The sequence below is a fragment of the Bradyrhizobium sp. 2S1 genome, assembly GCF_011516625.5.
GTDB classification, from domain to species: domain Bacteria; phylum Pseudomonadota; class Alphaproteobacteria; order Rhizobiales; family Xanthobacteraceae; genus Bradyrhizobium; species Bradyrhizobium septentrionale.
Window position 1 is genome coordinate 1,458,174 of record NZ_CP147717.1, and the last position, 25,863, is coordinate 1,484,036.

Annotated in this window: 28 protein-coding genes; 12 read left to right on the top strand and 16 right to left on the bottom strand. The window is 65.2% G+C overall.

What is annotated here, in order from left to right; genetic code table 11:
* Positions 1 to 21 precede the first annotated feature (21 nt).
* A complete protein-coding gene (locus tag HAP54_RS07060) occupies positions 22 to 960 on the bottom strand; it encodes an alpha/beta fold hydrolase (protein ID WP_224741350.1) in 939 nt (312 codons plus the stop codon).
* A 174-nt stretch (positions 961 to 1,134) separates the two neighbouring features.
* Here HAP54_RS07060 and HAP54_RS07065 point away from each other — a divergent pair, with 174 nt between their 5' ends.
* Genes HAP54_RS07065 through HAP54_RS07075 form a run of 3 tightly spaced genes read left to right on the top strand, consistent with a single transcriptional unit; the run spans position 1,135 to position 3,995 of the window.
* Positions 1,135 to 1,950: an MBL fold metallo-hydrolase gene (locus tag HAP54_RS07065; protein ID WP_166299214.1), complete on the top strand. Its 816-nt coding sequence runs from the start codon at positions 1,135 to 1,137 to the stop codon at positions 1,948 to 1,950.
* A gap of 42 nt (positions 1,951 to 1,992) precedes the next feature.
* Positions 1,993 to 3,051 (top strand): amidohydrolase family protein, encoded by a 1,059-nt coding sequence (locus HAP54_RS07070; RefSeq protein WP_166299215.1) that lies wholly within the window; start codon positions 1,993 to 1,995, stop codon positions 3,049 to 3,051.
* An 11-nt stretch (positions 3,052 to 3,062) separates the two neighbouring features.
* The gene (locus tag HAP54_RS07075; RefSeq protein ID WP_166299216.1) at positions 3,063 to 3,995 is read left to right on the top strand and encodes a GNAT family N-acetyltransferase; all 933 of its coding nucleotides are present in this window, start codon (positions 3,063 to 3,065) and stop codon (positions 3,993 to 3,995) included.
* 178 nt (positions 3,996 to 4,173) lie between these two features.
* Here HAP54_RS07075 and HAP54_RS07080 read toward each other — a convergent pair whose 3' ends face one another.
* The 3 genes from HAP54_RS07080 to HAP54_RS07090 all read right to left on the bottom strand — a co-directional run bounded on the left by HAP54_RS07080 (position 4,174) and on the right by HAP54_RS07090 (position 7,371).
* Complete coding sequence (locus tag HAP54_RS07080) at positions 4,174 to 5,430, bottom strand: aminopeptidase (RefSeq protein ID WP_166299217.1); 1,257 nt, start codon at positions 5,428 to 5,430, stop codon at positions 4,174 to 4,176.
* Between the two features lie 117 nt (positions 5,431 to 5,547).
* The gene (pcaB, locus tag HAP54_RS07085; protein ID WP_166299218.1) at positions 5,548 to 6,909 is read right to left on the bottom strand and encodes a 3-carboxy-cis,cis-muconate cycloisomerase; all 1,362 of its coding nucleotides are present in this window, start codon (positions 6,907 to 6,909) and stop codon (positions 5,548 to 5,550) included.
* Between the two features lie 72 nt (positions 6,910 to 6,981).
* Positions 6,982 to 7,371 (bottom strand): carboxymuconolactone decarboxylase family protein, encoded by a 390-nt coding sequence (locus HAP54_RS07090; RefSeq protein WP_166299219.1) that lies wholly within the window; start codon positions 7,369 to 7,371, stop codon positions 6,982 to 6,984.
* Positions 7,372 to 7,504: 133 nt separating this feature from the next.
* Here HAP54_RS07090 and HAP54_RS07095 point away from each other — a divergent pair, with 133 nt between their 5' ends.
* From HAP54_RS07095 to HAP54_RS07110, 4 genes are read left to right on the top strand one after another with little or no spacing between them, the layout of a single operon-like run.
* Positions 7,505 to 8,464: a Bug family tripartite tricarboxylate transporter substrate binding protein gene (locus HAP54_RS07095; protein ID WP_166299220.1), complete on the top strand. Its 960-nt coding sequence runs from the start codon at positions 7,505 to 7,507 to the stop codon at positions 8,462 to 8,464.
* A 43-nt stretch (positions 8,465 to 8,507) separates the two neighbouring features.
* Positions 8,508 to 9,371, top strand: a complete 864-nt coding sequence (locus tag HAP54_RS07100) for an NAD(P)-dependent oxidoreductase (RefSeq protein ID WP_248114259.1) — start codon at positions 8,508 to 8,510, stop codon at positions 9,369 to 9,371.
* A complete protein-coding gene (locus HAP54_RS07105; protein WP_166299222.1) occupies positions 9,368 to 10,348 on the top strand; it encodes a Gfo/Idh/MocA family protein in 981 nt (326 codons plus the stop codon). The genes HAP54_RS07100 and HAP54_RS07105 overlap by 4 nt, the downstream gene beginning before the upstream one ends.
* 6 nt (positions 10,349 to 10,354) lie before the next feature.
* A complete protein-coding gene (locus HAP54_RS07110) occupies positions 10,355 to 11,110 on the top strand; it encodes a GntR family transcriptional regulator (RefSeq protein ID WP_029078007.1) in 756 nt (251 codons plus the stop codon).
* A gap of 11 nt (positions 11,111 to 11,121) precedes the next feature.
* On the opposite strand, the gene HAP54_RS07115 is transcribed toward HAP54_RS07110, so the two are convergent.
* Positions 11,122 to 11,250 carry a hypothetical protein gene (locus tag HAP54_RS07115; RefSeq protein ID WP_275949049.1) on the bottom strand — a complete coding sequence of 43 codons (129 nt, stop codon included), beginning with the start codon at positions 11,248 to 11,250 and terminating at the stop codon, positions 11,122 to 11,124.
* Between the two features lie 383 nt (positions 11,251 to 11,633).
* Between HAP54_RS07115 and HAP54_RS07120 the strand changes: the two genes are divergently transcribed.
* Positions 11,634 to 11,810, top strand: a complete 177-nt coding sequence (locus HAP54_RS07120; protein ID WP_166299223.1) for a hypothetical protein — start codon at positions 11,634 to 11,636, stop codon at positions 11,808 to 11,810.
* A gap of 793 nt (positions 11,811 to 12,603) precedes the next feature.
* Here the strand turns inward: HAP54_RS07120 and HAP54_RS07125 are convergent.
* A complete protein-coding gene (locus HAP54_RS07125; protein WP_166299224.1) occupies positions 12,604 to 13,557 on the bottom strand; it encodes an IS110 family transposase in 954 nt (317 codons plus the stop codon).
* Between the two features lie 437 nt (positions 13,558 to 13,994).
* On the opposite strand from HAP54_RS07125, the gene HAP54_RS07130 reads away from it, so the two are divergent.
* Positions 13,995 to 14,615 (top strand): Crp/Fnr family transcriptional regulator, encoded by a 621-nt coding sequence (locus tag HAP54_RS07130; protein ID WP_166299225.1) that lies wholly within the window; start codon positions 13,995 to 13,997, stop codon positions 14,613 to 14,615.
* 377 nt (positions 14,616 to 14,992) lie between these two features.
* A complete protein-coding gene (locus tag HAP54_RS07135) occupies positions 14,993 to 15,268 on the top strand; it encodes a hypothetical protein (RefSeq protein WP_166299226.1) in 276 nt (91 codons plus the stop codon).
* 11 nt (positions 15,269 to 15,279) lie between these two features.
* On the opposite strand, the gene HAP54_RS07140 is transcribed toward HAP54_RS07135, so the two are convergent.
* Both HAP54_RS07140 and HAP54_RS07145 read right to left on the bottom strand, forming a co-directional pair.
* Positions 15,280 to 16,314 carry a D-alanine--D-alanine ligase family protein gene (locus HAP54_RS07140; protein WP_166299227.1) on the bottom strand — a complete coding sequence of 345 codons (1,035 nt, stop codon included), beginning with the start codon at positions 16,312 to 16,314 and terminating at the stop codon, positions 15,280 to 15,282.
* The gene (locus HAP54_RS07145) at positions 16,311 to 17,339 is read right to left on the bottom strand and encodes a putative zinc-binding metallopeptidase (protein WP_166299228.1); all 1,029 of its coding nucleotides are present in this window, start codon (positions 17,337 to 17,339) and stop codon (positions 16,311 to 16,313) included. The genes HAP54_RS07140 and HAP54_RS07145 overlap by 4 nt, the downstream gene beginning before the upstream one ends.
* A gap of 188 nt (positions 17,340 to 17,527) precedes the next feature.
* On the opposite strand from HAP54_RS07145, the gene HAP54_RS07150 reads away from it, so the two are divergent.
* Complete coding sequence (locus HAP54_RS07150) at positions 17,528 to 17,965, top strand: hydrogenase (protein ID WP_166299229.1); 438 nt, start codon at positions 17,528 to 17,530, stop codon at positions 17,963 to 17,965.
* Between the two features lie 158 nt (positions 17,966 to 18,123).
* Here HAP54_RS07150 and HAP54_RS07155 read toward each other — a convergent pair whose 3' ends face one another.
* The 8 genes from HAP54_RS07155 to HAP54_RS07190 form a co-directional block, all read right to left on the bottom strand.
* Positions 18,124 to 19,407 (bottom strand): RNA polymerase sigma factor, encoded by a 1,284-nt coding sequence (locus HAP54_RS07155; RefSeq protein ID WP_166307540.1) that lies wholly within the window; start codon positions 19,405 to 19,407, stop codon positions 18,124 to 18,126.
* 28 nt (positions 19,408 to 19,435) lie between these two features.
* A complete protein-coding gene (locus HAP54_RS07160) occupies positions 19,436 to 19,786 on the bottom strand; it encodes a YciI family protein (protein ID WP_166299230.1) in 351 nt (116 codons plus the stop codon).
* Between the two features lie 13 nt (positions 19,787 to 19,799).
* Positions 19,800 to 20,171 carry a YciI family protein gene (locus tag HAP54_RS07165; protein WP_166299231.1) on the bottom strand — a complete coding sequence of 124 codons (372 nt, stop codon included), beginning with the start codon at positions 20,169 to 20,171 and terminating at the stop codon, positions 19,800 to 19,802.
* A 307-nt stretch (positions 20,172 to 20,478) separates the two neighbouring features.
* Positions 20,479 to 21,174, bottom strand: coding sequence for an AprI/Inh family metalloprotease inhibitor (locus HAP54_RS07170; RefSeq protein ID WP_166299232.1), 696 nt, complete (start codon positions 21,172 to 21,174; stop codon positions 20,479 to 20,481).
* Complete coding sequence (locus tag HAP54_RS07175) at positions 21,174 to 22,157, bottom strand: 2-hydroxyacid dehydrogenase (protein ID WP_166299233.1); 984 nt, start codon at positions 22,155 to 22,157, stop codon at positions 21,174 to 21,176. Before HAP54_RS07175 ends, HAP54_RS07170 begins: the two co-directional genes overlap by 1 nt.
* Positions 22,157 to 22,945 carry an ABC transporter permease gene (locus tag HAP54_RS07180; protein ID WP_166299234.1) on the bottom strand — a complete coding sequence of 263 codons (789 nt, stop codon included), beginning with the start codon at positions 22,943 to 22,945 and terminating at the stop codon, positions 22,157 to 22,159. Before HAP54_RS07180 ends, HAP54_RS07175 begins: the two co-directional genes overlap by 1 nt.
* Positions 22,942 to 23,745, bottom strand: coding sequence for an ABC transporter ATP-binding protein (locus tag HAP54_RS07185; protein WP_166299235.1), 804 nt, complete (start codon positions 23,743 to 23,745; stop codon positions 22,942 to 22,944). The genes HAP54_RS07180 and HAP54_RS07185 overlap by 4 nt, the downstream gene beginning before the upstream one ends.
* A gap of 7 nt (positions 23,746 to 23,752) precedes the next feature.
* The gene (locus HAP54_RS07190) at positions 23,753 to 24,784 is read right to left on the bottom strand and encodes an ABC transporter substrate-binding protein (RefSeq protein WP_166299236.1); all 1,032 of its coding nucleotides are present in this window, start codon (positions 24,782 to 24,784) and stop codon (positions 23,753 to 23,755) included.
* 148 nt (positions 24,785 to 24,932) lie between these two features.
* Here HAP54_RS07190 and HAP54_RS07195 point away from each other — a divergent pair, with 148 nt between their 5' ends.
* Positions 24,933 to 25,739, top strand: a complete 807-nt coding sequence (locus tag HAP54_RS07195) for a creatininase family protein (protein ID WP_166299237.1) — start codon at positions 24,933 to 24,935, stop codon at positions 25,737 to 25,739.
* The last annotated feature ends 124 nt before the right edge of the window (positions 25,740 to 25,863 follow it).

The following is a 25,863-nucleotide window of genomic DNA, read 5'->3' on the forward strand; positions in this document are numbered from 1 at the left end:
TCCACTTCGCTCGAAAACGCTCTAGCCTTTCACCAGCTCCATCACCGCCGCGGCGAACGCCTCCGGCGCTTCCTGCGGCAGATTGTGGCCGGCGCCCGGGATCACGCGATGCGCCCGGCGGGCGGTGTATTTTGCCGCGCTGGCGCCGCCGTCGCGCGCAGGCGTCACGCCGTCGTCGGCACCGTCGAGCGAGATCGTCGGGACCGCAATCACCGGCAATGCGGCCAGCCGACGCTGCACCTCCGCATATTGTGGATCGCCATCGGCGAGGCCGAAGCGATGCCGGTAGCTGTGGATCACGACGTCGACATAACCGGAATTGTCAAACGCGATCGCGCTGCGCTCGAAGCAGGCCTCGTCGAACGCCCAGCTCGGCGACCATTGCGACCACAATAGCTTCGCGATGCCGCGCCGGTTGGCGGCAAGCCCGGCGCGCCCGCGCTCGAGCTGGAAGTAATACTGATACCAGAGCGCCGCCTCGTGATCCGGCCGCGCCGGCACCATCGCATGTGCAATGTCCTGGATCATGTAGCCATTGGTGCAGACGAGCCCGATGCATCGTTCCGGCCAGAGCGCGGCACCGACCGAGGCAGCGCGGCCGCCCCAATCGTAGCCGGCGAACACCGCGCGCTTGATGCCGAGCGCATCCATCAGCGCCATCATGTCGGCGCCGACCGCCGCCTGCTCGCCCGAGCGCGGCGTCGCCTTGTCGCGGAACACCGTCGGCCCGTAGCCGCGCAGATAGGGCACGATGACGCGGCAGCCCTGCGCCGCCAGCAGCGGGGCGACGTCGACATAGGAGTGGATGTCGTAGGGAAAGCCGTGCATCAGCATCACCGCCGGGCCGTCGGCGGGGCCGGCCTCGTAATAGGCGATGTTGAGCACGCCTGCGTCGACATGGCGCAATGGCTCGAGCCGCTTGGTCGATGATGCGCGCGGCGAAGGGGCAGTGTCAGTCACGCATAACTCCCTGATCGCTGAGATCTGGTCGACATGGTAGCGCGTCCTGCCGGATTAATCCCCCGGATCGTGTTGCAGCCAGCGCCATGGAGCGATGCGCCGGTCTCATCATGACGGCACGCCAATTGCGCGATAGTCTCGCGGCCGCGGATACCGCCGCAGACGGAACAGGTCATGCTGAGATTGCTCGCCGCACTCGTCCTGCTCGGAACGTTGACCGGCCACGCCTTCGCGCAGGACGCCCAGCGCAGCGAATGCCTGGCGATGGCGAATGCCCCGCCGCGCGCCGTTCCGGTGAACTACCGGCGCGTCGCGGCCAAGGCCGACGAGGTCGCGATCACCTATGCCGGCCATTCGACCTATTACATCGACACGCCGGGCGGTATCCGGATCGCGACCGACTACAACGGCGTCTATCAGACCGGGCGGCTGCCCGATGTCGCGACGATGAACCGGGCCCACGCGACGCATTACACGCTGTTCCCCGACCCCAGGATTCCCCACGTGCTGCATGGCTGGGGCGAGAAGGGCGAGGCCGCGCATTATGCGATGCGGATCGGCGACGTCTACATCCGCAACGTCACCACCGATATTCGCCGCTATTGGGGCGAGGACTCTGGTGGCGAGATGATAAAGGACGGCAATTCGATCTTCATCTTCGAGGTCGCCGGCCTCTGCATCGGCCATCTCGGCCATCTGCATCACAAGCTCGACGACAGCCATTTCGCCGCGATCGGCCGACTCGACATCGTGATGGTGCCGATCGACGGCACCTATACGATGTCGCTCGACGGCGTCTCCGAGATCACCAAGCGGCTGCGTGCCGCCGTCGTGTTGCCGATGCACCGCTTCGCGACCCCGCTCGACGAGTTCATGCGCCTGATCGGCCAGCAATTCGAGATCGACCGCCGCGGCGGCGAGCGCACCTTGCGAATTTCGCGCGACACCCTGCCCGCGACGCCGACGGTGATCATCCTCGACGGGGTGTGAGGTCTCTTACAAGAAGAAGCAAAACCAAACGGGAGCGAATCGATGGCCACCAGCACCAGCACTCTGCCCGCCTCCGCCAGCGGGCTCTATGCCAATCCGCGCGAAGACTGGCTCGCCCAATATGCCGAGGAGATCATCGATCCTGACAGGCCGATTGTCGATCCGCATCACCATCTCTGGGACCGCGGGGGCTTGCGCTATCTGATCGAGGAGATGCGCGACGACATCGCCTCCGGCCACAACATCGTTGCCACCGTCTATGTCGATTGCCGGTCGATGTATCGCGCCGACGGCCCGGAGGCGTTCCGCCCGGTCGGCGAGGTCGAGTTCGCCAACGGCGTCGCGGCGATGGCGGCGAGCGGCGGCTACGGCAAGGCCGCGATCTGCGCCGGCATCGTCAGCCACGTTAATCTTCTGATCGGCGACCAGGCCAAGGCGGTGCTGGAGGCGGAGATCGCCGCCGGCAACGGCCGGTTCCGCGGCATCCGCCACTCCTCGGCCTGGGACGAGGACCCCAACGTCGCCCACATGTATGCGAACCGGCCGAAGGGAATTCTGCTCGATTCCACCTTCCGCAAGGGCTTTGCCTGCCTGGCACCGCTCGGTCTCAGCTTCGACGCCTGGCTGTTCCACCCGCAGATCGGCGAGCTCACCGACCTCGCCCGCGCCTTCCCCGACACAAGGATCGTGCTCGACCATTGCGGCGGCCCGGTCGGCACCGGCCGGTTCGCCGGCAAGCGCGCCGAGACCTTTCCGGTCTGGAAGGCGTCGATCCAGGAGATCGCCACATGCCCGAATGTCGTGGTCAAGCTTGGGGGGCTTGCAATGTGCCTGCTCGGCTACGACTTCCACCTCCGCCCCCGGCCGCCGTCGTCGGAGGAACTCGCCGCCGCCTGGCGGCCCTATGTGGAAACCTGCATCGAGGCCTTCGGCCCAAGCCGTTGCATGTTCGAGAGCAACTTCCCACCTGATAAGGGGCAGTGCAGTTACCAGGTGATCTTTAACACCTTTAAACGGCTTGCTTCACAATATAGCGAAGCCGAGAAGACAGCGTTGTTCTCGAAGACGGCAAAGGATGTCTATCGGCTCGATATCGGGTAAGCTCTCGACTCATGGATGACGGCATCACCATCCGACCGCTTCGCGAGGCTGATGCGGAAGCGGTGGTCGCACTTTACGCAAAGGCAGCTGCGGTGGAACCGCGGCTGGGACCTGTCACGCTGCCGCAATGGGACCAGTTCCTGAAGCTGCCGCAGAACCGTGGCGGGCGCGACTTTCGTATTGCCGAGCGGAATGGCCGGCTCGTCGGCCTCGCCGAGTCCTCGTTGCGCGACCAGGGCGCGCATCATTCCCGGTTCCTCAAGATCGTCGTGGCGCCCGAGATGCGTCGCCGCCGGATCGGCCTCGCGCTGATCGACGACATCCTTGCGATCGACGCCGATCCCGATCTCACCGTGCAGACGCTGGTGAGCAGCGATTGGCCGGCAGGAATGGCCTTCGTGACCGCCTTCGGCTTTGTTCATGTCGAGTCCGAGATCGGGATGAAGTGCGTCGAGCCGTTGCAACCGGCGCGCACGCTCGCGGCAGCCCGCGCCACCATCGAGCAGGTGACCGACGTGACCGCTTGCGCGGCCGAGGTCGCACGGATCCACAATGCCGCCTATGCCTCGGACGCCGCGTTCCGCCTGTATTCACCGGAGGAGATGGCGCAGGTGTTGACCGAGAGCGAGGTCTGGATCGCGTCGGAGGATGGGCAGGTGTCGGGATTCTGCCTGACCGAGCCAGAGCGGAACTCGATGTGGATCGAATCGGTCGCCGTCGACCCGGCGCGGCAGGGACGCGGGCTCGGCCAGCTCTTGGTCTATCGCGTGCTGAGCGCACACGACGTCTCGGTTGAGCATCCCTGCTGGCTCAACGTCTCGAGCCGCAACGCCCCCGCGCTGAAAATCTACCGCCGGCTCGGCTTCCGGCCGCAGCACGAGACCTGCCGCTTCAGCGCCCCGCGCCGCGAGCTGATCGCCGCGCGCGAGCGGAAGCTTGGTTAGCCTACCCTGAATACAAATCTATCGCCGTCACCCTGAGGTGCGAGCGGAGCGAGCCTCGAAGGGCGAACGGCCGTGCTCTCTCCGCGCCGCCTATCCGGGCCGTCCATCCTTCGAGGCTCGCAAGAGCTCGCACCTCAGGATGACGGGACTGAGCTCCGTAAGCTGGGTCAGCCGCGCCCTACGCCCACTCGCCCTTCCGGAACACCGGCACGCTGCGTCCGTCGGCATGGATGCCGTCGATGTCGGTGTGGGCTGAGCCGATCATCCAGTCGATGTGGATCAGGCTCTTGTTGCCGCCCTGCTCGGCGATCTGCTGCGGCGTCAGCTTGTCGCCACCAACGAAGCATTTCGAGTAGCACTGGCCGAGCGCGATATGCGAGGCGGCGTTCTCGTCGAACAGGGTGTTGAAGAACAACAGCCCGCTCTTCGAGATCGGCGAGGAATGCGGCACCAGCGCGACCTCGCCGAGGCGGCGCGCACCCTCGTCGGTGTCGAGCACCTTGTTCAAGACTTCCTCGCCGCGCGAGGCCTTGGCCTCGACGATGCGGCCCTCCTCGAACCTGACCGAAATATTGTCGATCAGCGTGCCCTGATAGGACAGCGGCTTGGAGCTGACGACGTGGCCGCTGACGCGCCGGCAATGCGGCGTGGTGAAGACTTCCTCGGTCGGGATGTTGGCATTGCAGACGATGCCGTTCTTGGCGGTCGAGGCGCCGCCTTCCCATTCATGACCGTCGGCGAGCCCGATCGTGAGATCCATTCCCGGACCGGAATATTTCAGCGCATGGAAGCGCTGGCCGTTGAGCCAGTCGGTGCGCTCGCGCAGTCTGGCATTGTGCTTGTCCCAGGCGGCGACGGCGCCGTCCTGATCGACCCGTGACGCGGCGAAGATCGCATCCGCCAGCTTGGCGACCGCGACGTCCTCGGCATCATCGGGGAACATCTGCTTCGCCCAGGACGCACTCGGATAGGCGATGATGTTCCAGTTGGTGTCGAAATTGACGATCTTCTCCAGCGCCGGCTGGTAGGCGATCGAATTGGCCTTGCTGGCGCGCGCGACCTTCGCCGGGTCTTCGCCCGACAGCAGCATCGGATTGTCGCCGACGATCGCAAGCCGCGCGGTGTTGGCGCCGAACGCCTTCGCCATGCCCTCGTAAAGCCAGCCCGCGGCGCGATCGAAGCTCGCATCGTTGGCGTGGCGGTAGCGCGCCAGCGTGAGCTCTTCGTCGGAGAAGAACGGGGTCACGATACCGGCGCCGGCCTTGTAGGCATGCTCCACGACCCGCCGCACCAACGGCATTGCCACTGAGGGCGCCGTCAGCAGCAGATCCTGCCCCGGCTGCAGCTGCAGACCGACCTTGATCGCGACTTCGGCGAGCCGATCGAGTTTTACAGGATCGATCGAGGCGGAAAGGTTGCGTTGATGTGCGGTCATGAAGTGTCCGGCCGTGTCGTTTGAGGGTTTTGGGATTCGTAGTCCAATTCGATCCGCATTCGCAAGGTTCCCGCCCGCCGCGCCCGATCACGCGACGGCGAGCAATTGCCTCGAATTTTACCCCTTCACTGAATTAAGCACCCGGTCGACCATCTCGGGCGCGAGGCCGAGATAGTTTTTCGGCGCGGTGAGGCGATCAATCGTCGCCCGATCGATCCGGCTTGCGACGCGATCGTCCGCGGCGAGCGCCTCGGCCAGCGTCAGACCCTTGTCGTTGGCAACACGGCAGGCGTCGTAGACCACATCATGCGCCTCCTGCCGCCCGATCGCCGGCGCCAGCCCCATCATCACGGCTTCAGCCACAATCAGCCCGCGGCTGATGTCGAGATTGTCGGCCATCCGCTTCTCGTCGACGATCAAGCCGCCAAGCGCGAACCTTGCCTGGTGAAGGGCTCCGGCGGTCAGCACAAAGCTTTCCGGGATCGCCATCCATTCGGCGTGCCACGGGCCGGTGGCGCGCTCGAAATCCTGCACCATCGCATCCAGCATCAGGCCGGCATGCTGGCGCACCGCCTTGGCGGCGGCGAGCATCAGCTCCGACGAGATCGGATTGCGCTTCTGCGGCATGGTCGAGGACGCGCCGCGTCCCTTCACGAACGGCTCGTAGACCTCGGCGAACTCGGTCGAGGCCATGATCATGATGTCGAGCGCGATCTTGCCGAGCGTTCCCGTGACCAGCGCCAGGAAATTCACCGCCTCCGCCAGCCCGTCGCGCGCGACGTGCCAGGTGGAGACGGGAACGCCGAGGCCGAGCTCGTCGCACAGCGCCTTCTGCACGTCGAAGCCCTTGTCGCCCAGCGAGGCCAGCGTGCCGGCGGCACCGGCGAACTGGCCGACCAGCACGCGCGGCTTCAACTCGGCCAGCCGCGCGGCATGGCGATCGAAGGCCGCGAGCCAGATCGCGGTCTTGTAGCCGAAGGTCACCGGCAGCGCCTGCTGCAGATGGGTGCGGCCGGCCATCGGCGTGTCGCGATAGCGTTTCGAGAGATCGGCGAGGATGGTGCGCAATGCGGCAATGTCGTCTTCGACGATCCTGAGGCCGTCGCGCAGCTGCAGCACCACGGCGGTGTCCATGATGTCCTGCGTGGTGGCACCCCAATGGACATAGCGTCCGACCTCACCGCACTGCTTCGCCATCTGATGCACCAGCGGCAGGATCGGGTAGCCGACGACATCCGTCTCCTGCCGCAGCAGGTCGAAGTCGAGTGCGGCGACATCGGTTCGCCCGGCGATCTCCTCGGCAGCCTCCGCCGGGATCACGCCGCAGCGCGCTTCGGCCCTGGCCAGCGCGACCTCGACCTCGGCATAACGGGAGATCAGCCGCAGATCGGAAAACACCTCCCGCATCTCGCTTGTGCCGAAGGCATCGCGAAACAGCACGGAATCGAGCACGGTGGTCGAGGTGGGGAAGCCGGACATGGACAGATTCTTGGGCGCATCCTGTTGCCGATCGCAGTCGGCAACGTCCCTATCACGGCGCAGGCCTGCGCCCTACCCCTCCGCAGGCACCTCGCCGAACACCTCGGCTGCGATCTTGCTGGTCTCGATCGCAGCCGGAATGCCGCAATACATCGCGACCAGCAGCAGCACGTCCTGCACCTGCGCGGCGGTGCAGCCGTTGGCTAGCGCGCCCTTGGCATGAACGCGGAACTCAGCGGGCTTGCTGCTCGCCGCGGTGATACCGAGCATCACGAGGCTGCGGATCTGGTCGGACAGGCCGCTGCGCTCCCAGACGTCACCGTAGACATAAGCATTGATGATGTTTTGCAGCGGCGTGCCAAAATCGCCCGCGGCCGCCATCCGCTTGGCGACGTCGACCTCGCCGAACATCTTCTGACGCCGCCGCAGCCCGCGCGCATGGAGATCGCTGATGTCGACCATCGTCTGGCTCCCCTGTATGGGCTATTTATACGGATAATTATGGCGCGCCTCAATATTGCGATAGGCCAGCTGCTTGCATTTCTGACGTATTTGTCCGTATAAATTTATCTAAGCAGGCACGGGAGGGACCGGAATGAAGTTACGGCTGGGGCTGCTTGCCGTCCTGCTCTCGGCACTTCCGGTCCTGCCGGCTCTCGCGGCGGACGGCTTCCCGCAACGACCGCTCAAGATCATCGTGCCCTTCCCGGCCGGCGCCGGCCCCGACAATGTCGCGCGGCTGGTCGGCCAGCATCTGCAGGACGCTTTCGGCCAGACCGTGCTGATCGAGAACCGCGCCGGCGCGCTCGGCAGCATCGGCGCCCAGGAAGTCGCCCGCAGCGCGCCCGACGGCTACACGCTGCTGATGGGCACCAACACGACGCATGCCAGCAACGTCGCGACACTCAAGAGCCTGCCCTACGACCCGGTGAAGGATTTTGCGCCGGTGATCCGCACCACCACGACGGCGATGGTGCTGCTGGTCAACCCGAAGCTTGCGGCCAAGGACCTGCCGCAGTTCCTCGCTTACGCCAAGGCCACCCCCAATCTGACCGCGGGTTACGGCTCCGGCGCGTCGCAGATCTCGATCGCGCAGCTGCAGTCGCGCGGCGGCCTGTCGCTGATCGCCGCCTCCTATCGCGGGGTGCCGCAGGCGATGACCGACGTGATGGCGGGGGTGATCGACCTGACGTTCGGCGATTTCTCGGTCGCGATCCCGCAGATGCAGGGCGGCACCCTGCGCGGCATCGGCGTGACATCGGCGACCCGCAACGAGCTCACACCCGGCCTGCCCGCGCTGTCGGAAGCGATGCCCGGCTTCGAGGCCACGATCTGGTACGGGCTGTTCGCGCCGGCCGGCACGCCGGAGCCGGTGGTCAACAGGATCTACGCCGAATGCGCCAGGTACCTCGCAATGCCGGAGACGAAGAAGAAGCTCGCCGATGTCGGCGTGATCGTGGCGCCGCTGGCGCCGGCCGAGTTCGCCGCCTTCGTCAGGAGCGAGGTCGTGCGCTGGTCGGCGGAGGTCAAGGCGGCCGGCATCCAGCCGCAATAGACGAGAGCTCTGTCGCATCATGGCTCGCGAGACACCTGTTGGCATGATTGGCCTGGGGCTGATGGGATCGGCCCTCTCCGCGCGGCTGATCGACGCCGGCGTAGGCGTAATCGGCTTCGACATCGATGCCGCAAAGAACGACGGCTTGAGGGCTAGCGGCGCCGAGTTCGCCGCCCTCGCCGCCGATGTGGCGGCGCACTGCCGGACCATCGTCATCGCGGTGTACGACGCGGCCCAGGTCAAGGGACTGCTGCCGGACCTCGCCAACGCGGCGGTGCCGCCGCTGGTGATCTGCACCACCACCTGTGCGCCGGGCGAGATCGCTGTGATCGCCGAATTCGCGGCGCGCTCGCGCCTTGCCTTGATCGAGGCGCCGATCTCCGGCACCAGCGCCGAGGTCCGCGCCGGCACCGCCACCGCGCAGGTCGCCGGCGATGCCGATGTCATCGACGCCGCCGCAGCGACGCTCGACATCCTCTGCCCGCAGCGGATCAATGTCGGCGCGATCGGCAATGCGAGCCGCACCAAGCTCGCCATCAACCTGATCCTGCAGAACAACCGCGCCGCGCTGGCCGAGGGCATCGCCTTTGCCGAAAGCCTCGGCCTCGACGGCGCGACGTTCCTTGCGACGGCGCGGCAATCGGCGGCATATTCCAGGGTAATGGACAGCAAGGGACCGAAAATGCTGGCGCGCGATTTCTCGCCGCAATCGCATATCGCGCAGACCTTGAAGGATGCCGAGCTGATCCTGCAGGAGGCCCGCCGGCACGGCCTTCCCTTGCCGCTAACCTCAGTGCAGGCCGAGGTGCTGCGCGCGGCGATCGCGCTCGAAGGCCCCGAGAGCGACAGCGCCGCGGTGATCGAGGCGATCCGTGCCGGACGCGGCCGGGGTGAGGAACATTCATGATCAATTGTGCGATCGTGGGCCTCGGCCGCTGGGGCCGCGCGCTGGTCGAGGCCGCGCACAACGAGCCGCGGCTCAGGGTAACGAGCGCGGTGGAACCCGATATCAAGGGCGCCGCGAGTTTTTGCGCGGCGCATGGCCTGTCCGCCGCGGCCAGCCTGGAGGCCGTGCTCGCCGCGCCCGAGATCGACGCCGTGCTGCTGGCGACGCCGCATTCGCTGCACCGGAGCCATGTGATCGCGGCCGCCGCAGCCGGCAAGCAGGTGTTTTGCGAGAAGCCGCTGGCGCTTCGGCGCAACGACGCCGCCGAGATGTTCGCGGCCTGCCGCAACGCCGGCGTGCTGCTCGCGGTCGGGCATAATCGCCGGTTCTGGCCCTCGATGCGGGCGCTGCGCACGATCACAGCCGGTGGCGAGCTCGGCACGATCCTGCATATCGAGGGCCACAACAGCAACGAGAACTCGCAGACCATCACCCAGGGCTGGCGGCTGTCGCCCGAGGAGTCGCCGGGCGGCGGGCTGACCGGCGCGGGACTGCATGTGCTCGACGGTCTCGTCAGCCTGCTCGGCCCCGTGCGGCAGGTCTATGCCCGGTTGAGTGCGCGCGCGGCCGGGCCGCCGCCGCTCGACACTGCAACCTTGGCGATTGAATTTGTGAATGGCGTGAGCGCAACCCTTGCGACAATCCGCGCAACACCGTTCTATTGGCGCGTGCATGTGTTCGGAACGAAGGGATCTGCCGAAGTGCTCGACGAGGTGACGATGGTGCTGCGGAAATCCGGCGAGGCGCCCGCGACGACGCGCTATCCGGCGGTCGACACGCTCGCCGCGGAACTCACAGCCTTTGCCGACGCGGTCGAGGGCAAGCAGCCGTTCCCGGTGCCGGAGGCAGATGTGCTGGCAACGCTCGCTGCATTCGAGGCCGCACTGCAGTCGATGCAGACAGGACACCCGGCCGCCTGCCATATGGCATACCAGTGACCCACCATGTCTGAACAACCGGACAGGGCGAGATCGTCCCGCTATCGCGACATCGCCACCGGACTGCAGAGGGACATCCGTCTCGGCACCTACGCGGTCGGCAATCTGCTGCCGACCGAGACCGAGCTGATGGCAAGCTTCAGTGCGAGCCGCCAAACCGTGCGCGAGGCGCTGCGCATCCTGATCGAGCAGGGCCTGATCGTGCGCCGCGCCGGCCTCGGCTCGGTGGTGATCGCGTCCGAGCCGCCGGTGTTGTTCACCCACAGCGTCAAGTCGCTGGGCGAGTGGCTGCGTTATTCCAACGAGACCTACCGCGACGTCGTGGCTAGCAGCGATATCGTCGCCGACCGCAAGCTGGCCGGGCTCCTGAAATGCGAGCCCGGCAGGAGCTGGTTCCTGATCGAGGCGGTACGCCGCTCCGACCAGTTCGCCGCGCCGCTCGGCTGGACCGAGATCTACGTGCTGCGCCGGTTCGCCGATGTCGTGACCCGCAGCGACCATGGCCGCACCCCGGTGCACGAGCAGATCGCCAAGATGTACGGCCAGGTCACCGAGCGCGCCCAGATGGAAATCTTCGTGCGGGGCATGCCGGCGCCGATTGCCAAGGCGCTCGGCGTCAAGACCGGCTCGCCGGCGCTCACCGTGGTACGCCGCTACTACGGCCTGCGCGAGGAACTGTTCGAGGTCACCATCACCACGCACCCCGAGGGGCGCTACACCTACACGATGGACATGCAGCGCTCGCTGCGGCCGAAGCTTTAGGGGGAAACGCCTTATCGCGCCCGCGCCAAATGCGTGCTGGCAGAGGTGTGCGCCATCTGCGGGGTGCCGCTCACGCCCCAGACCGCGACCGCGATCAGCGCGGCCGCCCAGACATATGGCACAGCATTCAGCTTCTTCATTCCGAGATCATCCCCACGTCCTGGGAGCACTGACCAGTCTCACGACCCTGGTCGTGAATCTCACGACCTCGATCATCAGCGTCTCACCAGGCATCCGTCCTCACAACGCTACTAAGGTTAGACCTTGTCGGTTTCAGGACGCCTTCGTGCCAATCCGGAAATGATTTCGTCGGAACCGGCCTCTCTCATCCGAATTGATGAGACCGCGGGCCCGGCCGGCTTCGGCTCCATTCGAGACAAAGGCAAAGAGAATTTTCTGCCCAGATTTGAGTCAGACGCACAACAAACATTCCAAACGCGCAGCCACTGAATTCTTTTTGATTGTCGCGGCGACTCCGGCCGTGTCATCAGGGCGATGACAGTGTGATGACAAGGGGCCTCCCGTGACTGCCCAACCGGCCAAACCGCAAGGCGGCTCCCGCCGCCACTCCAAGGAAACGCAGGAGGAGGTGGTGCGGTCGCTGGAACGGGAACTGAAGCTCCTGACCGAAGAGCGCCATGAGCGCGCGCTCCGGCTCGGCCTCGACATTGCAGGCAAGACGCCGACGACGGACCAGTAGGGCCGCTGCCGCGTCTCGACCCTGGGGCACACGATCTTCACCGCTGATTCGCGCGACCGTCTGCCATGGCCGGTGTGTGCTGGCATGCGTCAATCGTGATGCGGCCGCTCCGGGCACGACGGCGGGGCCGTTGCGCGGGGGGACGGGGGATGCGATTCGAATGTCAAACAGCCAGGCTCTCGGTGTCATCACCCGCGCATGCGGGTGATCCAGCATTCCAGAGGCGCCAGTGCTTGAGCCGAGAGGCCGCGGCGTACTGGATCGCCCGGTCAAGCCGGGCGATGACAGTTTGGGTTGGGACGCAGCTTCGCGTTCTCGCGACATGATTTGTCCGAGTCTTGCATTTCGTTCCGCCCTCCTCTCGAACAGAGGGCGCAGGGAAAGCCGGGTGCCGATTGCACCCATGGGCCCCGAGCAAAGGGTAGAGAGCTCGGGGGTAGGACCACAGGTGTAACCGGAGCAATCCGGCTTTCCCTGCGCGATGGGCTACGGCTTACTTCGTGCTCTCCCCGGCGAGACTTGGCTTGTTTGTCACCGCCTTCGCATCACGCCTTCGCGTGTGAGACACCTGCCGCTAGGGCGTCAGGACCACACGACTTCACCGTCCGCTGCGCGTGCTCTCGTCAGTCACACGCTCGGCGTCCACCGCATCTCACACCGCGTTCGTGACGACCGCGAAGCGCCCCTCGATCGGGTGAGACGGGCATATTGAACATCTGAGTTGGGTCAGGCGTCAAGCAAAATTCTGAAAAGCCGAACGAGATAGCCGAGGATTGACGGCTCGTAGCAACCATTAAGTCGCGGACGCCTGTTCGCGCCAAGGCGTTCCGCGCTGGATGACAGTGTTGGCATAGATCAGCAGCTTTCGCGCGCAAGCGATGAGAGCTGCGTTGTGGGCCTTTCCGGCTGCGGTTAGGCGTGTGTAGAGCACAATGAGGGCCTTGTTCCAGCGGAATGCCGCCGGAAGCGCCGCAGCAAACAGCGAACGTCGCAGCCGAGCCCGACCGCCGGTGATGCGCCGTTGGCCTTTATGTTGCCCACTGTCGTTGTCGAAGGGCGCGAGCCCCGCGAGGGCCGCAGCCTCCTCGCGGCTGACACGGCCGAGTTCGGGCATGCGGATCAAGAGCGCGAGTGCGGTGCGTTCGCCGATCCCGGGAATGCTGAGCACGAGGTCAAGGCGGGCAGCGAGATCGCGGTGAGCGCGTAGTTGCCTGGCAAGGTAACGGATCTGGGCGAGCCGCCGTGCCTTCAGCCGGGCAATGTCACCCAGCACCAGGCGTCTCAGCGCGGGCTGATCGATATGCTCCAGCCGGGTCTTGCAGCGCTTGATGTCGTCCTCGATCTGCTCGAGGAAGGTCAGATGTTCGGCCAGCTCCGCCAGGCGCGGATCGGGCGCATCTCTGACCTGCTCGATCGCTGCCGCGCAGGCGGCGATCAACACCGCATCCAGCACATCGTTCTTGGCGCGTCGCAGATGCACCCGGCCGAACGCCTTGACCTGGATCGGCTGCAGCACCAGCACCGTGAAGCCTGCCGCACGCAGGTGTTCGACCGCGCCGCGCTCATAGCCCCCGGTCGCTTCGATACCGATTCGGCTCACGTCAGCCTCGGCCAGTTTGGTCGTCAGAATACGCCATCCCGCCAGTGAGTTGGCGACCTGCCAATGTTCGGTCCGGCCGTGAACCGCAACATCGAGCTTGCTCTTGGACGTATCGATTCCAGCCGTCCTTGTGCTAGTCTGTGTCATCCTCGTCGACCCCGCCTTGTGAAGCGAACCTAACCGTTCCGGCAACCATCCGGGTCCGATGAAGGTGCTGGCGCGATCCTGCTACGGGGCAGCCACGAACTGCTCAGGATGGGTGCGATCCGATCGGCAGCGGCCTGTCGCGGTCGCTAACCGCGACAGGCCATTCCTCTCGGAATATGCCGACGATAACCGATCGCGTTATTACAAGGATGGGTGGAGCGAAGCGATACCCATCATCTGCGCCGCGGGCATAAATCGATGGGTTTCGCTTCGCTCCACCCATCCTTGCTCTGCTGCGAGGGCTTGCGCCGTCGGGCAACTCAGTGGCCGGGCGCCCGACGGCCACATTTCCGCCCAAGAAAATGAGCGCTCTAGCAAAGGTTGGAAGTCGCTTTCAGAACACTTTTCTTGCAATGCATTTTCAGGTGGGTGCTGCCATGACCTTGATCGATGGCTTGGGTTACCTCGCGTCGGCGCTTGTATTGCTGACGTTCTGCATGAGCACCATGTTGAGCCTGCGCACCGTCGCGATATTCAGCAATCTGGCGTTCATCAGCTATGGATTGGGCGACCGGATCTATCCGGTGCTCATCCTGCACATCATTCTGCTGCCGCTGAACGTGCTGCTGCTGTTCCAGATGGTCCGCCTGCTCCGCAAGGCCAAGCTTGCTGCGGCGACGGATCTTTCTCCGAACTGGCTGCAACCGTTCATGCACGCAAAGCACATCAAGGCGGGAGAAACGATCTTCAGGAAAGGCGACGATGCCGACCTTCTCTATATGGTCGTGTCGGGGGAGGTCAGGTTTCCCGAGATCGATCGCGGGGTATCGGCAGGCGAACTGTTCGGAGAGATCGGACTGTTTTCCCTTGAACGGCGTCGTACTCAGACAGCCGTAGCGGCGACTGATGTGGATCTGCTGTGGATCAGCGACGCTGCGCTGAAGAAGCTGTGCGAGCGCAATCCAGGACTGTCGCTGTATTTCCTGCGACTGACGGCGACCCGGATGACGGAGAACGCGGCCCGCGCAATCGGGGCTGCCGCACCCAATCCGGTGTAACCGCGCCGGGAGATGCCTGCCGGTTCTACGGCGCGGACGAAACCGCTGGGCTCGGCAACGGCGCAAACTGCATCTCGGCGACGGCCGAGCCTGCATAAGCACTGGCGATCAGGATCATGACTCGAATGGCGACGAACATGGTGCCTCCTCAGTGTTTTTCTTGGTCTCTCAATGCCAGAGACTTCTTTCGCCCCGGTGAGGAAAGCTGGTTGCTGCAACCTTGAGGGCATTGGTAAGCGAGCCGTTTACGCAGCCATCGCACGAAGTGGGAACCGTTTCACCACGTGGGAACCGTATCGACCGATCGATCGGACCGCTAAACGCGCGGTTCACTGTCGCAGGGCATTGTTCGCCTCAATCAAGAAGGCGCAATCACAATGCCGATTTTCAGGACGATTCTTGTTGCCGTATCGATTTTTCTTGCCGGTTTGTACGTCTACGACGCCTGCCGCAACGTCGACTTGCTCATGATGGCGCCGGTCGGCGACATCGTTGCACAGCGCTGGCCGGAAGGGGATGCGTTCCGTCCCACGGCCGCCCCGGTCTCGGCCGCCGCTGCCGACCCGACGCCGGCGGCGCGCGTTAGGGAAACGTTTGCGATGTTCATCCCCAGGGACGGCCGGCGCCATACGCCGATGCAGCGCAGCCTATAGTGGCTTCTGGTTCAGCCCAGGGATACGCCCGCCTTTGCGCGGCTCATGCCCAGGGTCACAATGCGATGCAGCAGACCCGCGTAGTCCAGCCCGTCATGCAGGGCCGCGGTTGCGAATTCCTGGCTCTTGGCGATTTCAGGATTGGGATTGGCCTCGATGAAATAGGGAACGCCATTGGTCGAGAGGCGGAAGTCGATGCGCGCATAGCCGTCGAGCCCGAGCGTCCGGTAGATGCGTTTCGCCAGCCGCTGAATATGGGCGGATAGTTCCGGCGTCAGATTCCCGGCCGGCCCGTCCTCAATTCCGATGCGCTCCTGATAGCTCGGATCGTGCTTGACCTTCTCGGTGGCGATGTGCCGTGCGCTGTGACCGCCCATGCTGCCGAACTTCAATTCCCAGACCGGCAGAACCCGCAGCCTGTTGTTGCCGAGCACGCCGACATAGAGCTCGCGCCCTTCGATGAACTGCTCGGCGATGGCGGCGGTTCCGATCCGTTCGTGGATGAAGGCGACCCGCTCGGCGAGCTTCTCGTCGGTATCGACGATGGAGGCCTGCGAGATGCCGAGCGATCCATCCGAGCTCAGGCTCTTGACGATCAGCGGCAGCGCCAGACGCGGCGGCCGCTTGACCTTGCGGCGCATCGGGAACACGGCGAAGGCCGGCACCGGAATGCGGCGATGGTGCACCAGCGTCTTGGACAGATCCTTGCCGCGCGCCAAAATCAGGCCACGCGGGTTGCACCCGGTATAGGGGATCTTCATCAGCTCGAGATAGCTCGCGATGTGCTGGTCGTACACCACCTCGTAGTGAAACTCCTCAAGCAGCGTGAACACCACATGCGGCTTGAAATCCTCGATCGCGTCGCGCACCGGCTTGATTTCCTCCTGCACGCCGAGCGGACGGACCTCATGGCCGGCGGCGCGCAAGGTGCTCACAACGTCGTATTCCGTCTTCCAGGCATTGATCTCCTGGGCGGAATATCCGTCCGAGGATTCCGGCGGCACGAAGTCCGGGTGCATCAGCACGAGAATGCGAAGGCGTTTCATAGCGCGATCCATTTCCGGCGCGACGGGCCGAACAGCGCGTGCATGGTCTTGGCGGTGAGCAGGATGGTGAAGTTGGTGACAAGCTTCTGCTCAGGGCCGACGGCGCGCAGATTGAGCTCGCGGCAGCGCGAGATCATATCATCGAGCACGGCGTCGAGCGTCAGCTGGTTCTCGCCGGTCCAGCGGGCGACCAGCTGCCTGATCTGGGCGCGGTGCCGCCGGATGAAGAGTGAGGCGGCTGGATGCCGTTGATGCCGTGGATCGGCGGAGAACAGCTTGGACAGGTCGCGGTCGTAGGTCTTCGGTGGATTGAAGGCGTAGAACGCCTGCTTCTTCTTGTAGTGCTCGCCGAGGGTCTGCTTGAGGGAATGTAATGGATCGACGCGCTCGCGCGACGTGAGCAGCGGCCGCTTGCCGGCAATCTCGCCCATCAGCTCGTCGACATATTCGAGCTTCTTCAGTGCCGGCCAGCCGGCATAGCGCGTCCGCCAGTTCGAGCGCGGCCGCAGCCACACCGCGAAGGTTTCCGCAAAATCCTCATCAGGATGGCTCTGCGCGTACCAGAGCCGCAGATGCTGGACATAACTCCGGCTGGCCGGATTCGGCCGGTAGTAGCGCGGATAGTGCCGCGACGACGGACCGAACAGCTGCTGCCAGCGCCGGCGGCGCTGCAGCTGGTAGCCGTGCTGGATGACATGGCCTGCCTCGTGACGGAGAATGGCCATGCACTCGGACCAGGTGCCGCCCTCGACGTCGAGCATCATCTTCTTCTCGAGCTTCATCAGGCGGGGATGCGCGAGATAGAACGGGATCGCGATCCCCGGCGTATTTGACGGACTGAACCATTCGCTCGAGATCCATGCGTGCGGCCGCAGCCGCAGCCCCCGCTCCTCGAGCTCCTCATTGAGCGTGCGGACACAGTCCGCCAGCCAGGTGCCCTCGACCTTCACCCTCAGGCTGCTGAGGCGCTGCTCCAGCAACTGCTCATCGGTCAGCTTCTCCCAGGCATAGTTCGGGCGCGGCATGGGTCTCCAGACGTCACGACAAATCGAAATCGGGATGCTGTCATAGGTTGCTGCCGGTCACAACCGCCCGGCCCTCGCGGCGGCCGGCCTTCGGCCCGCCCCGGGCAGCGACCGCGCGGAACGACGACGCCCTCGCGCTTTCTGCTATGGTCGACCGACATTCACTTAGGCAATTTGAGGGGACGGGAATGGATTATCGGCGACGACTGCTTTTTCACGGCATGGCCCTGTTCCTGATTGGGCTGGTCACCGGCCTTCTTGAGCAGCACTTCAGCAATGTGCGGATGGCGCTCGCAGCGCATCTCGAAGGCGTGATGAATGGCACCTTCCTGCTCGCGGTCGGTGCGATCTGGAGCGAGGTCAGGCTGCCGTCCCGCGCCAGCACGATAGCCTACTGGGCGCTGCTGTGCGGGACCTACGGCAACTGGGCCGTGGCCACGATCGCCGCCATTCTCGGAACCGGCGCACTTTCGCCGATCACCGCGCCCGGCCTCAGCGCCGCGCCATGGCAGGAAACGCTCGTGACCGCAGGATTCATCTCGATCGGCCTTGCGATCATCGCAGCATCGATCCTGCTGCTGTGGGGGCTGCGCAGCAAGGCGGCGCTGGTTGCGCCCAAGGCCTGACCCAGCGCTGCACGGCAGCAGCGCACACTTTCCGGAGCATGCAGCCTCGTAGAGCGAGTGAGCGAAGCGATACCCGGGGTTGGTCACCGCAAAGACCCGCAAGTCGCTGCGCTCATGCGGGCTACGTGGTTGCGCTTTGCGTCGAAACCGCGAAGCCGTCAGCGGCAGCCGTGATCCTGCGCGGCGCGCGCGGACGCGGCCGCACGCCGCTGCAGCAATTCGCGCTCCCGCGTATTGCCGGCGAGATCGGCCGCGGCCTCGAACGCGACGCGGGCCTCCTCGAAGCGGCTCAGGCGGTGCAACAGGTCGCCGCGCACACTCGGCAGCAGATGATAGGATTTCAGCGCCGGCTCGTGCGCGAGACCGTCGACGATCGCAAGCGCGGCGAGCGGGCCTTCCGCCATGCCGATCGCGACCGCGCGGTTGAGCTCGATCACGGGCGAATTTACCAGCGCGGCGAGATCGCCGTAGAGGGTAGCGATGCGGCGCCAATCGGTCGCGTCCGATGTCCCGGCCTCGGCGTGGCAGGCGACGATCGCAGCCTGCAGCGCATAGAAGCCGCCGGCGCCGCCGAGCTCGCGGGCGCGCGCCAGTGCGAGCTGGCCGCGGCGGATTTGCAGGCGGTCCCAGCGGGCACGGTTCTGGTCCATCAGCAGGATCGGCTCGCCGTTCGCATCGGTGCGCGCCGCCATCCGCGAGGCGTTGAGCTCCATCAGCGCGGTGAGGCCGTGCGCTTCCGGCTCCAATGGGGCGATCGCGGTCAGCACGCGGCCCAGGCGCAGCGCCTCGTTGCAGAGCTGCGGCCGCAGCCATTGGTCGCCGGTCGCCGCGGTGTAGCCCTCGTTGAAGATGAGGTAGACGATTTCGAGCACCGAGGCGAGCCGCTCCGACAATTCCGCGCCGCGCGGCGTCTCGTAGCCAACGCCGGATTGCGACAGCGTGCGCTTGGCGCGCACGATGCGCTGGGCGATCGCCGCCTCGGTCTGCAGGAAGGCGCGCGCGATCTCCTCGGTGGTCAGGCCGCAGATCATTCTGAGCGCCAGCGCGGCACGGGCCTCGCGCGACAGAAGCGGATGGCAAGCGGTGAAGATCAGCCGCAGCAATTCGTCGCCGATATCGTCGTCAAGCGCGGAATCGAAATCGGGCATGGTCTCCTGCTCCCGCGCCAGATCGTGCGCAAGCATGCCGTGCCGCCGGCTGAGCATGCGATTGCGCCTGAGATGATCGAGCGCGCGGCGCTTGGCGGTGGCCATCAGCCAGGCGCCCGGTTTCTCCGGCACGCCGCTGACCGGCCAATGCTCGAGCGCCGCGATCAGCGCTTCCTGGGTCAGGTCCTCGGCGAGCGGCACGTCGCGCAGCATCCGCGACAGGCTGGTGATCAGCCGCGGCTGCTCGATGCGCCATACACCGAGAATGGTGCGCTGGATGTCGTCCGCGGTCACGCCGGACACCGGCAACACACCATCATCGTCAGCACTCCATGAAGGGACGAACCTCGCATGACAGTTCCCAATCCGGCATGTGGTCAAGATGAAGCTGCATGAACTCGACCGCGCGCGCCACGGCCTCCTCCTTGTCCTTCAGCTCGAAAACGGCATAACCGCCGACCACCTCCTTGGCCTCCATGAAAGGACCATCGGTGACGGTGAGCTTGCGGTCCTTGATTTTCACCTCCGCGCCCGCCGTTCGGGGCAGCAGTGCGCCGGTATCAAGCATGCGGCCGGCCGCGATCTCGCGGTCGGCGAGCTTGCCGATCGCCTCGCGCAGCGCGGGATTTGGCAACATCGGCTTCTCGGCGACCAGGACATACATGAAGCGCATCGCGTGCCCTCCTCTATTCACCGCACTGGCCGGCAAAGCCGGCAAAGGCGCGGACCTCGCAAGTGCCTTCCCAGCCCGGCATGTGGTCCCTGTGCAGCTGCATGAACTCGACCGCGAGCGCCACCGCCTCCTCCTTGCTGCGCAGCTCCGAGATGGCATAGCCGCCGATCACCTCCTTGGCCTCGACGAAGGGGCCGTCGACGACGCTGAGCTCGCCGCCGACCACGCGGACCTGCGCGCCGGTGGCAAGCGGCATCAGGCCGGCATTGTCGATCATGCGGCCGGCCTTGATCTCGCGGTCGGCGAGCTTGTGCATCGCCTCCAGCAGTTCCGGGGTCGGCTGCTGCGGCGGCTGGGACGAGAGGACGATCGACATAAAGCGCATGAAATGCTCCTGTTCCCGGCGAGCGGCAGGATTATTGCGGTGAAATCGGCTCGCTATGGGGGACGACGATCCGGGGCGGGCAGGATCGACAGGAGGCTGGGAATTATTTTTGAGTATTGCTGCGTAAGAGGGCGACAACCCCCTCCCCGTCACCCTGAGGTGCGAGCCTTGCGGCGCAAGTGCGCCGCTGGGCGAGCCTCGAAGGGTGCGCGGCCCGGCTGGTGGCCCGTCGATCCTTCGAGACGCCGCTTCGCGGCTCCTCAGGATGACGGAGAACTAGGCCCGCAAGCGGGAGAGGCAAGCGACCCTACTGCTCCCGCAGCATGATCAGCGGGTCGGCGCTGTCGGGGACGCGGCGCCACTGGGCGTTGTCGTCGGCCTCGAACTGCCAGGTCTCGCCCTTGGGCGACATCAGGACCATCTGGCCGTGGTCGAGCCGCCACAGCGTCGGGTTGAAGGCCGCGACCGCCGGATCGCATTTGCCTTTCAGGAACACCTGGAAATTGTCGTTGCCAGCCTCGGTGTTGGTCAGCACCAGCACGCAGATCGCCTGGCCATTGCCGCGCACCATCGACCAGTCGCCGATCATCTGGTCCATCGACTTGGCGAGCGAGCGTGCCGCGGCGAGGTTTTGCAGGATGTAGACGCCTTCGTTGGTGCGCATGCCCTCGAAGATGCCGGTCTCGACCTCGGTGAAATCGATCACCGCCTCGCCGGCCGCGTTCTGCAGCCGCACGATGTCGCCGAGGCCCTTGATGCTCCAGCCGGCGATGTCCTTGGTGAAGGGCAGCGCGGCGGCGCAGGCCGGCTCGAGCTCGAGCTTGAAGCCTTGCGGCGTCGCATCCGGTTTCAGCGTCACGACGCAGGTCTTGCTGCGCTCGGTGGCGGCGAGCTCCCACTGCCCGATCATGTCCTTCTTCAACGTCGAGGCATCCTGCGCCGCTGCCGGACCGCATGCGGCCAGCAGCAGCAGGAGCGCGACCTTGAAGCGGGACGATGACATCAGCGGTCCTTCACCGGGGTCTCGGCAACCGGCGTCAGCGGCGGCTTGCCGGCGAACCAGTTCTTGATGTTGTCGACCACGAGCTGGTCCATCGCATTGCGCGTCACCACCGAGGCCGAGCCGATATGCGGCAGCAGCACGACGTTCTGCATCGCCTTAAGTTCGTCCGGCACGTTGGGCTCAGCCGCGAACACGTCGAGGCCGGCGGCCAGAATCGTGCCGGACTTCAGCGCCGCGACCAGCGCCGGCTCGTCGACCACCGAGCCGCGCGCGACATTGATCAGCACACCGCGGGGCCCAAGCGCCTTCAGCACGTCGGCATTGATCATCTTCGCGGTCGAGGCCCCGCCCGGCACGATGACGATCAACGTATCGACCGCCTTCGCCATCTCGATCAGATCGGGATAATGCTTGTAGGCGACGTCCTTGGACGGATTGCGCGAATGATAGGACACCGGCACGCGCGACGCCTCGAGCCGGCGGCCGATCGCCTGGCCGATCCGGCCCATGCCGACGATGCCGATCTTGCGGTCGCGCAACGAGCCGACGCTGAGCGGATAGTTCTGGGTCTGCCACAGGCCCGAGCGCACGTAACGGTCGGCCTTGACGAACTCGCGCAGCGTCGCAATCAACAGCCCCATCGCGACGTCGGCGACCTCCTCGGTCAGCACATCGGGCGTATTGGTGACCACAATATTGTGATCGCGGGCGTAGTGGGAATCGACGTGGTCGTAGCCAACGCCGAAGCTGCCGACGATCTCGAGTTTCGGAAACAGCGCCATCGCGGTCTTGTCGGTCGCCATCGTGTGATAGGTGACGGCGATGCCGCGGATCTTGGCGAGCGTGTCGGGCGTCAGCCGTTCGAGGTCGCCGCGGCTTTCGGCCCGGTGCAGCACGTATTGATCGGAAAAGCCGTTTTCGAGGATTGGCCTGACAGGTCCATAGATCAACAGATCGATCTTTTCGGAAGAAATCGGGGCCATCAATTGTCCTTTCCTAACGCGCTCTCATGCCAACGCCGCAACAGAAGGTGCGAAACTAGCGCCAGCACCCCATAGATGACAATCCCGGCCAGCGATAGCAGCAGAAGTGCTGCAAACATGCGGGGAATATTCAGCCGGTAGCCCGATTCAGCGATCCGGAACGCCAGGCCCGAGCCGGCGCCAGCGCTGCCCGCCGCGATCTCCGCGACCACGGCGCCGATCAGCGACAGCCCGCCGGCGATGCGCAGGCCGCCGAGGATATAGGGCAGCGCCGCTGGCAGCTTCAGGAACAGCAGCGTCTGCAGCCGTGAGGCGCCATACAATTGAAACAATCCGGCGAGGTTGCGATCGACCGAGTTGAGGCCGAGCGTCGTGTTCGACAGCACCGGAAAGAACGCCACGATCCAGGCGCAGACGATCACGGCGGTCTGCTGCTGCAGATAGATCAACAGCAGCGGCGCGATCGCGATCACGGGCGTGACCTGCAGCACCACGGCATAGGGAAACAGCGAATATTCCAGCCATTTCGACTGGTTGAACAGCAGCGCCAGCACCACGCCGCCGACCGCGGCGGCAACAAAGCCCTCGAGCGTGGTCAACAGCGTGATGCCGAGCGATTGCGACAGCACCGGCCAGTCGGCAACCAGCGTCTTCAGCACCAATAGCGGGCTCGGCAGCACATAGGGCTGAATGGCATAGGCGCGGACGACGGCTTCCCAGAGCACGAGGCCCGCGGCAAACACCGCGAGGGGCAGCAGGAAGCGCACGAGATCCTGCGGAGACTTCATCCGCCCGCCTGCCCTGCATAAGACGGCGCCAGCGCACCCGAGACCTCGCGGCAGAACGCGGCGTATTCGGCCGAGGTGCGGAACTCCTCGCCGCGCGGCTCGGAGGACGTGATGCGAAACTCGGCACCGATCCGGCCCGGGCGCGCGGTCATCACGATCACGCGTTGCGACAGATAAACCGACTCGAACACCGAGTGCGTCACGAAGATGACGGTCTTGTGCAAATTGCGCCACAGCGACAGCAGGTCGTCGTTGAGGCGAAAGCGCGTGATCTCGTCGAGCGCCGCGAACGGCTCGTCCATCAACAGGATACCCGGATCGGTGACCAGCGCGCGCGCCAGCGACACCCGCATCTTCATGCCGCCGGACAATTCGCGCGGATAGGCGGTCGCGAACTCGCTGAGCCCGACCTGATCCAGCGCCGCATCGATGCGTGCACCGGCATCGGTCGCAGGCACCCGGGCGAGCTTCAGCGGCAGCCGGACATTGTCGCGCACATTGGCCCACGGCATCAGGGTCGGCTCCTGAAACACGAAGCCGATCCTGTGGCTGCCGCGCTGCTCGGTGCCGTGATGGGCGAGTTCGACCGTGCCGGCGCTCGGCGTGGCAAGACCCGCAATCAGCCGCAGCGCGGTGGACTTGCCGCAACCGGAGGGCCCGAGCAGCGAGACGAATTCGCCGCTGTCGACATCGAGGTCGAGCGGCCCGAGCGCCGTCACCCCGCTGTCATAGGTCTTGATGACGCCGCGCAGGCGCACGGCTGACCGGGCATCGGATCCAGACAACGCAGCCCCCGCCATCCGGCCGTCAGTTCTTCGGCCGGAGCTCGACGCCGACCGCCTTGTTGACGAAGCGCAGCGTGTAGCCCTGGCGATAGTCGATGGTGCTCTTGACCACGCCGGCGCGCACCATCTTGTCGAAGAAGCTCGCCATCCGCTCGTCGGTCATGGCGCCGATGCCGTTCTTGATGGAATCGCCGGAATCGACGATGCCGTGCTCGCGCATCTTGGCGACGCAATAGGCGAGCAACTCGTCGTTCATGTCGGGATTGAGCTTCTTGATCATCGCGTTGCCGGCCGAGTTGTCGCCGTAGACGTAATGGTACCAGCCGACAACAGAGGCGTCGACGAAGCGCTGCACCAGATCCGGCTTCTTGTCGACTAGGTCGCGGCGGGTCTCGATCAGGGTCGAGTAGGAGTTGAAGCCGTAATCGGCGAGCAGCAGCACGTTCGGCTTGAAGCCGGCGGCCTTCTCCACCGCAAAGGGCTCCGAGGTGACGTAGCCCTGCATCGCGGTCTGCTTGTTCACGATGAAGGGTTGCGGGTTGAAGGTGTAGGGCTTCACCTTGTTCTCGTCGAAGCCGTATTCCGACTTCAGCCACTGGAAGTAGCTGGTGATGCCCTCCTTCGAGATCAAAAGCGTCAGCGGCTTCAGGTCCTCGATCTTGCTGGCCTTGACCTCCGGATGGGTCAGGAAGACCTGCGGGTCCTTCTGGAACATCGCGGCAACCGCGACCAGCGGCACGTTGTTGGTGACGGCGTCGAAGGTCTGCAGCGAGTTCGCGCTCATGAAGAAGTCGAGCTTGCCCGCGATCAGGAGCATGCGGTTGTTCTCGTTGGGACCGCCGGGCACGATGGTGACGTCGAGGCCGTATTTCTTGTAGGTGCCGTCGGCGACCGCCTGGAAGAAGCCGCCATGCTCGCCCTCGGCGACCCAGTTGGTGCCGAACGAGACCTTGTCCAGCGTCTGTGCCTGCGCCGGGACGATGGCCGCGGCAACGCAAAGGGCGGCAGCCAGAAGGCTCGTGGTTAACGCTCGCGGCAAAAAGGCCCGGATCATGGTTGGACTCCGTCTGACATTATGGCCCATGATGGAAGGCCGGGGCGCGGATCATGCCCCGGCGACGAGGATCGCGCCCGAAGACGCAGACGCCTCTATGATGTTAAACGAACTAGCCTGCAAATCCACCCAATGAAACGCTTGCTTGATGACTTCTCAGCTTCCGCCCCGTGACTGGACTGCGATCCACTGGCCCGATATCGCCGGGGACGCGGCCGCGCGCTGGATCGCGGTGCTGCCGCTGGCCGCGACCGAGCAGCACGGGCCGCATCTGCCGCTTGGAACCGACGTCATGATCGGCGAGGCCTATCTGGCGCGGGTGCGCGAGCTGCTGCCGGCGTCCCGGTCTGTGACGTTCCTGCCGCTACAGCCGGTCGGGATCTCGACCGAGCACATCGATTTTCCGGGCACGCTGACGCTGCCGACCAGGGTGGCGCTGAACAGCTGGATGGCGCTCGGTGCGAGCGTGGCGCGCGCCGGGGTGAAGAAGCTCGTGATGGTGACGAGCCATGGCGGCAACTCCGCCGCGATGCAGCTCGTGGCGCAAGATTTGCGCGCGCAACACGGCATGCTGGTGGTGACGACGAGCTGGTCGCGCTTCGGTGCGCCGGACGGGCTGTTCGATGCCGACGAATTGCGCCACGGCATCCATGGCGGCGCGGTCGAGACCTCGATCATGCTGGCGAAATATCCGCACGCCGTGCGCCAGGATGCGATCGCCGACTTCAAGCCCGCCAGCGTAAGAATCGAAAAGGATTATCGCTTGCTGTCGACGCAACGGCCGGCGCCGTTTACCTGGCAGGCGCAGGACCTCAATCCGAGCGGCGCGATCGGCGATGCGACCCAAGCCTCGGCCGAGAAGGGCGAGCAGCTGATCGAGCACGGCGCACGCGCGTTCTGCGAACTGCTCGCCGACGTCGACAGGTTCGATCCGAGCATCTTTCGCGGCAGCTGATCGGAATTGCTTCGTCGGGGCAATGGCGACGAAACAATTCACGAAACCATATTTCCGGCCTCATCTCTCGAACCGGAACCGGGAAGCCTCCGTCCAACGGGCATGCGGACCACACCGGCGCCGC

What these genes read in the sequence shown, in the direction of transcription:
- HAP54_RS07095 (WP_166299220.1), top strand. Translation starts at nt 7,505, where the DNA reads ATGAAGTTACGGCTGGGGCTGCTTGCCGTCCTGCTCTCGGCACTTCCG.
- HAP54_RS07100 (WP_248114259.1), top strand. Translation starts at nt 8,508, where the DNA reads ATGATTGGCCTGGGGCTGATGGGATCGGCCCTCTCCGCGCGGCTGATC.
- HAP54_RS07130 (WP_166299225.1), top strand. Translation starts at nt 13,995, where the DNA reads ATGACCTTGATCGATGGCTTGGGTTACCTCGCGTCGGCGCTTGTATTG.
- HAP54_RS07170 (WP_166299232.1), bottom strand. Translation starts at nt 21,174, where the DNA reads ATGTCATCGTCCCGCTTCAAGGTCGCGCTCCTGCTGCTGCTGGCCGCA.
- HAP54_RS07110 (WP_029078007.1), top strand. Translation starts at nt 10,355, where the DNA reads ATGTCTGAACAACCGGACAGGGCGAGATCGTCCCGCTATCGCGACATC.
- HAP54_RS07115 (WP_275949049.1), bottom strand. Translation starts at nt 11,250, where the DNA reads ATGAAGAAGCTGAATGCTGTGCCATATGTCTGGGCGGCCGCGCTGATC.
- HAP54_RS07135 (WP_166299226.1), top strand. Translation starts at nt 14,993, where the DNA reads ATGCCGATTTTCAGGACGATTCTTGTTGCCGTATCGATTTTTCTTGCC.
- HAP54_RS07160 (WP_166299230.1), bottom strand. Translation starts at nt 19,786, where the DNA reads ATGCGCTTCATGTATGTCCTGGTCGCCGAGAAGCCGATGTTGCCAAAT.
- HAP54_RS07125 (WP_166299224.1), bottom strand. Translation starts at nt 13,557, where the DNA reads ATGACACAGACTAGCACAAGGACGGCTGGAATCGATACGTCCAAGAGC.
- HAP54_RS07075 (WP_166299216.1), top strand. Translation starts at nt 3,063, where the DNA reads ATGGATGACGGCATCACCATCCGACCGCTTCGCGAGGCTGATGCGGAA.
- HAP54_RS07165 (WP_166299231.1), bottom strand. Translation starts at nt 20,171, where the DNA reads ATGCGCTTTATGTCGATCGTCCTCTCGTCCCAGCCGCCGCAGCAGCCG.
- HAP54_RS07145 (WP_166299228.1), bottom strand. Translation starts at nt 17,339, where the DNA reads ATGCCGCGCCCGAACTATGCCTGGGAGAAGCTGACCGATGAGCAGTTG.
- HAP54_RS07180 (WP_166299234.1), bottom strand. Translation starts at nt 22,945, where the DNA reads ATGAAGTCTCCGCAGGATCTCGTGCGCTTCCTGCTGCCCCTCGCGGTG.
- HAP54_RS07185 (WP_166299235.1), bottom strand. Translation starts at nt 23,745, where the DNA reads ATGGCGGGGGCTGCGTTGTCTGGATCCGATGCCCGGTCAGCCGTGCGC.
- HAP54_RS07090 (WP_166299219.1), bottom strand. Translation starts at nt 7,371, where the DNA reads ATGGTCGACATCAGCGATCTCCATGCGCGCGGGCTGCGGCGGCGTCAG.
- HAP54_RS07070 (WP_166299215.1), top strand. Translation starts at nt 1,993, where the DNA reads ATGGCCACCAGCACCAGCACTCTGCCCGCCTCCGCCAGCGGGCTCTAT.
- pcaB (WP_166299218.1), bottom strand. Translation starts at nt 6,909, where the DNA reads ATGTCCGGCTTCCCCACCTCGACCACCGTGCTCGATTCCGTGCTGTTT.
- HAP54_RS07080 (WP_166299217.1), bottom strand. Translation starts at nt 5,430, where the DNA reads ATGACCGCACATCAACGCAACCTTTCCGCCTCGATCGATCCTGTAAAA.
- HAP54_RS07105 (WP_166299222.1), top strand. Translation starts at nt 9,368, where the DNA reads ATGATCAATTGTGCGATCGTGGGCCTCGGCCGCTGGGGCCGCGCGCTG.
- HAP54_RS07175 (WP_166299233.1), bottom strand. Translation starts at nt 22,157, where the DNA reads ATGGCCCCGATTTCTTCCGAAAAGATCGATCTGTTGATCTATGGACCT.
- HAP54_RS07190 (WP_166299236.1), bottom strand. Translation starts at nt 24,784, where the DNA reads ATGATCCGGGCCTTTTTGCCGCGAGCGTTAACCACGAGCCTTCTGGCT.
- HAP54_RS07150 (WP_166299229.1), top strand. Translation starts at nt 17,528, where the DNA reads ATGGATTATCGGCGACGACTGCTTTTTCACGGCATGGCCCTGTTCCTG.
- HAP54_RS07195 (WP_166299237.1), top strand. Translation starts at nt 24,933, where the DNA reads ATGACTTCTCAGCTTCCGCCCCGTGACTGGACTGCGATCCACTGGCCC.
- HAP54_RS07140 (WP_166299227.1), bottom strand. Translation starts at nt 16,314, where the DNA reads ATGAAACGCCTTCGCATTCTCGTGCTGATGCACCCGGACTTCGTGCCG.
- HAP54_RS07065 (WP_166299214.1), top strand. Translation starts at nt 1,135, where the DNA reads ATGCTGAGATTGCTCGCCGCACTCGTCCTGCTCGGAACGTTGACCGGC.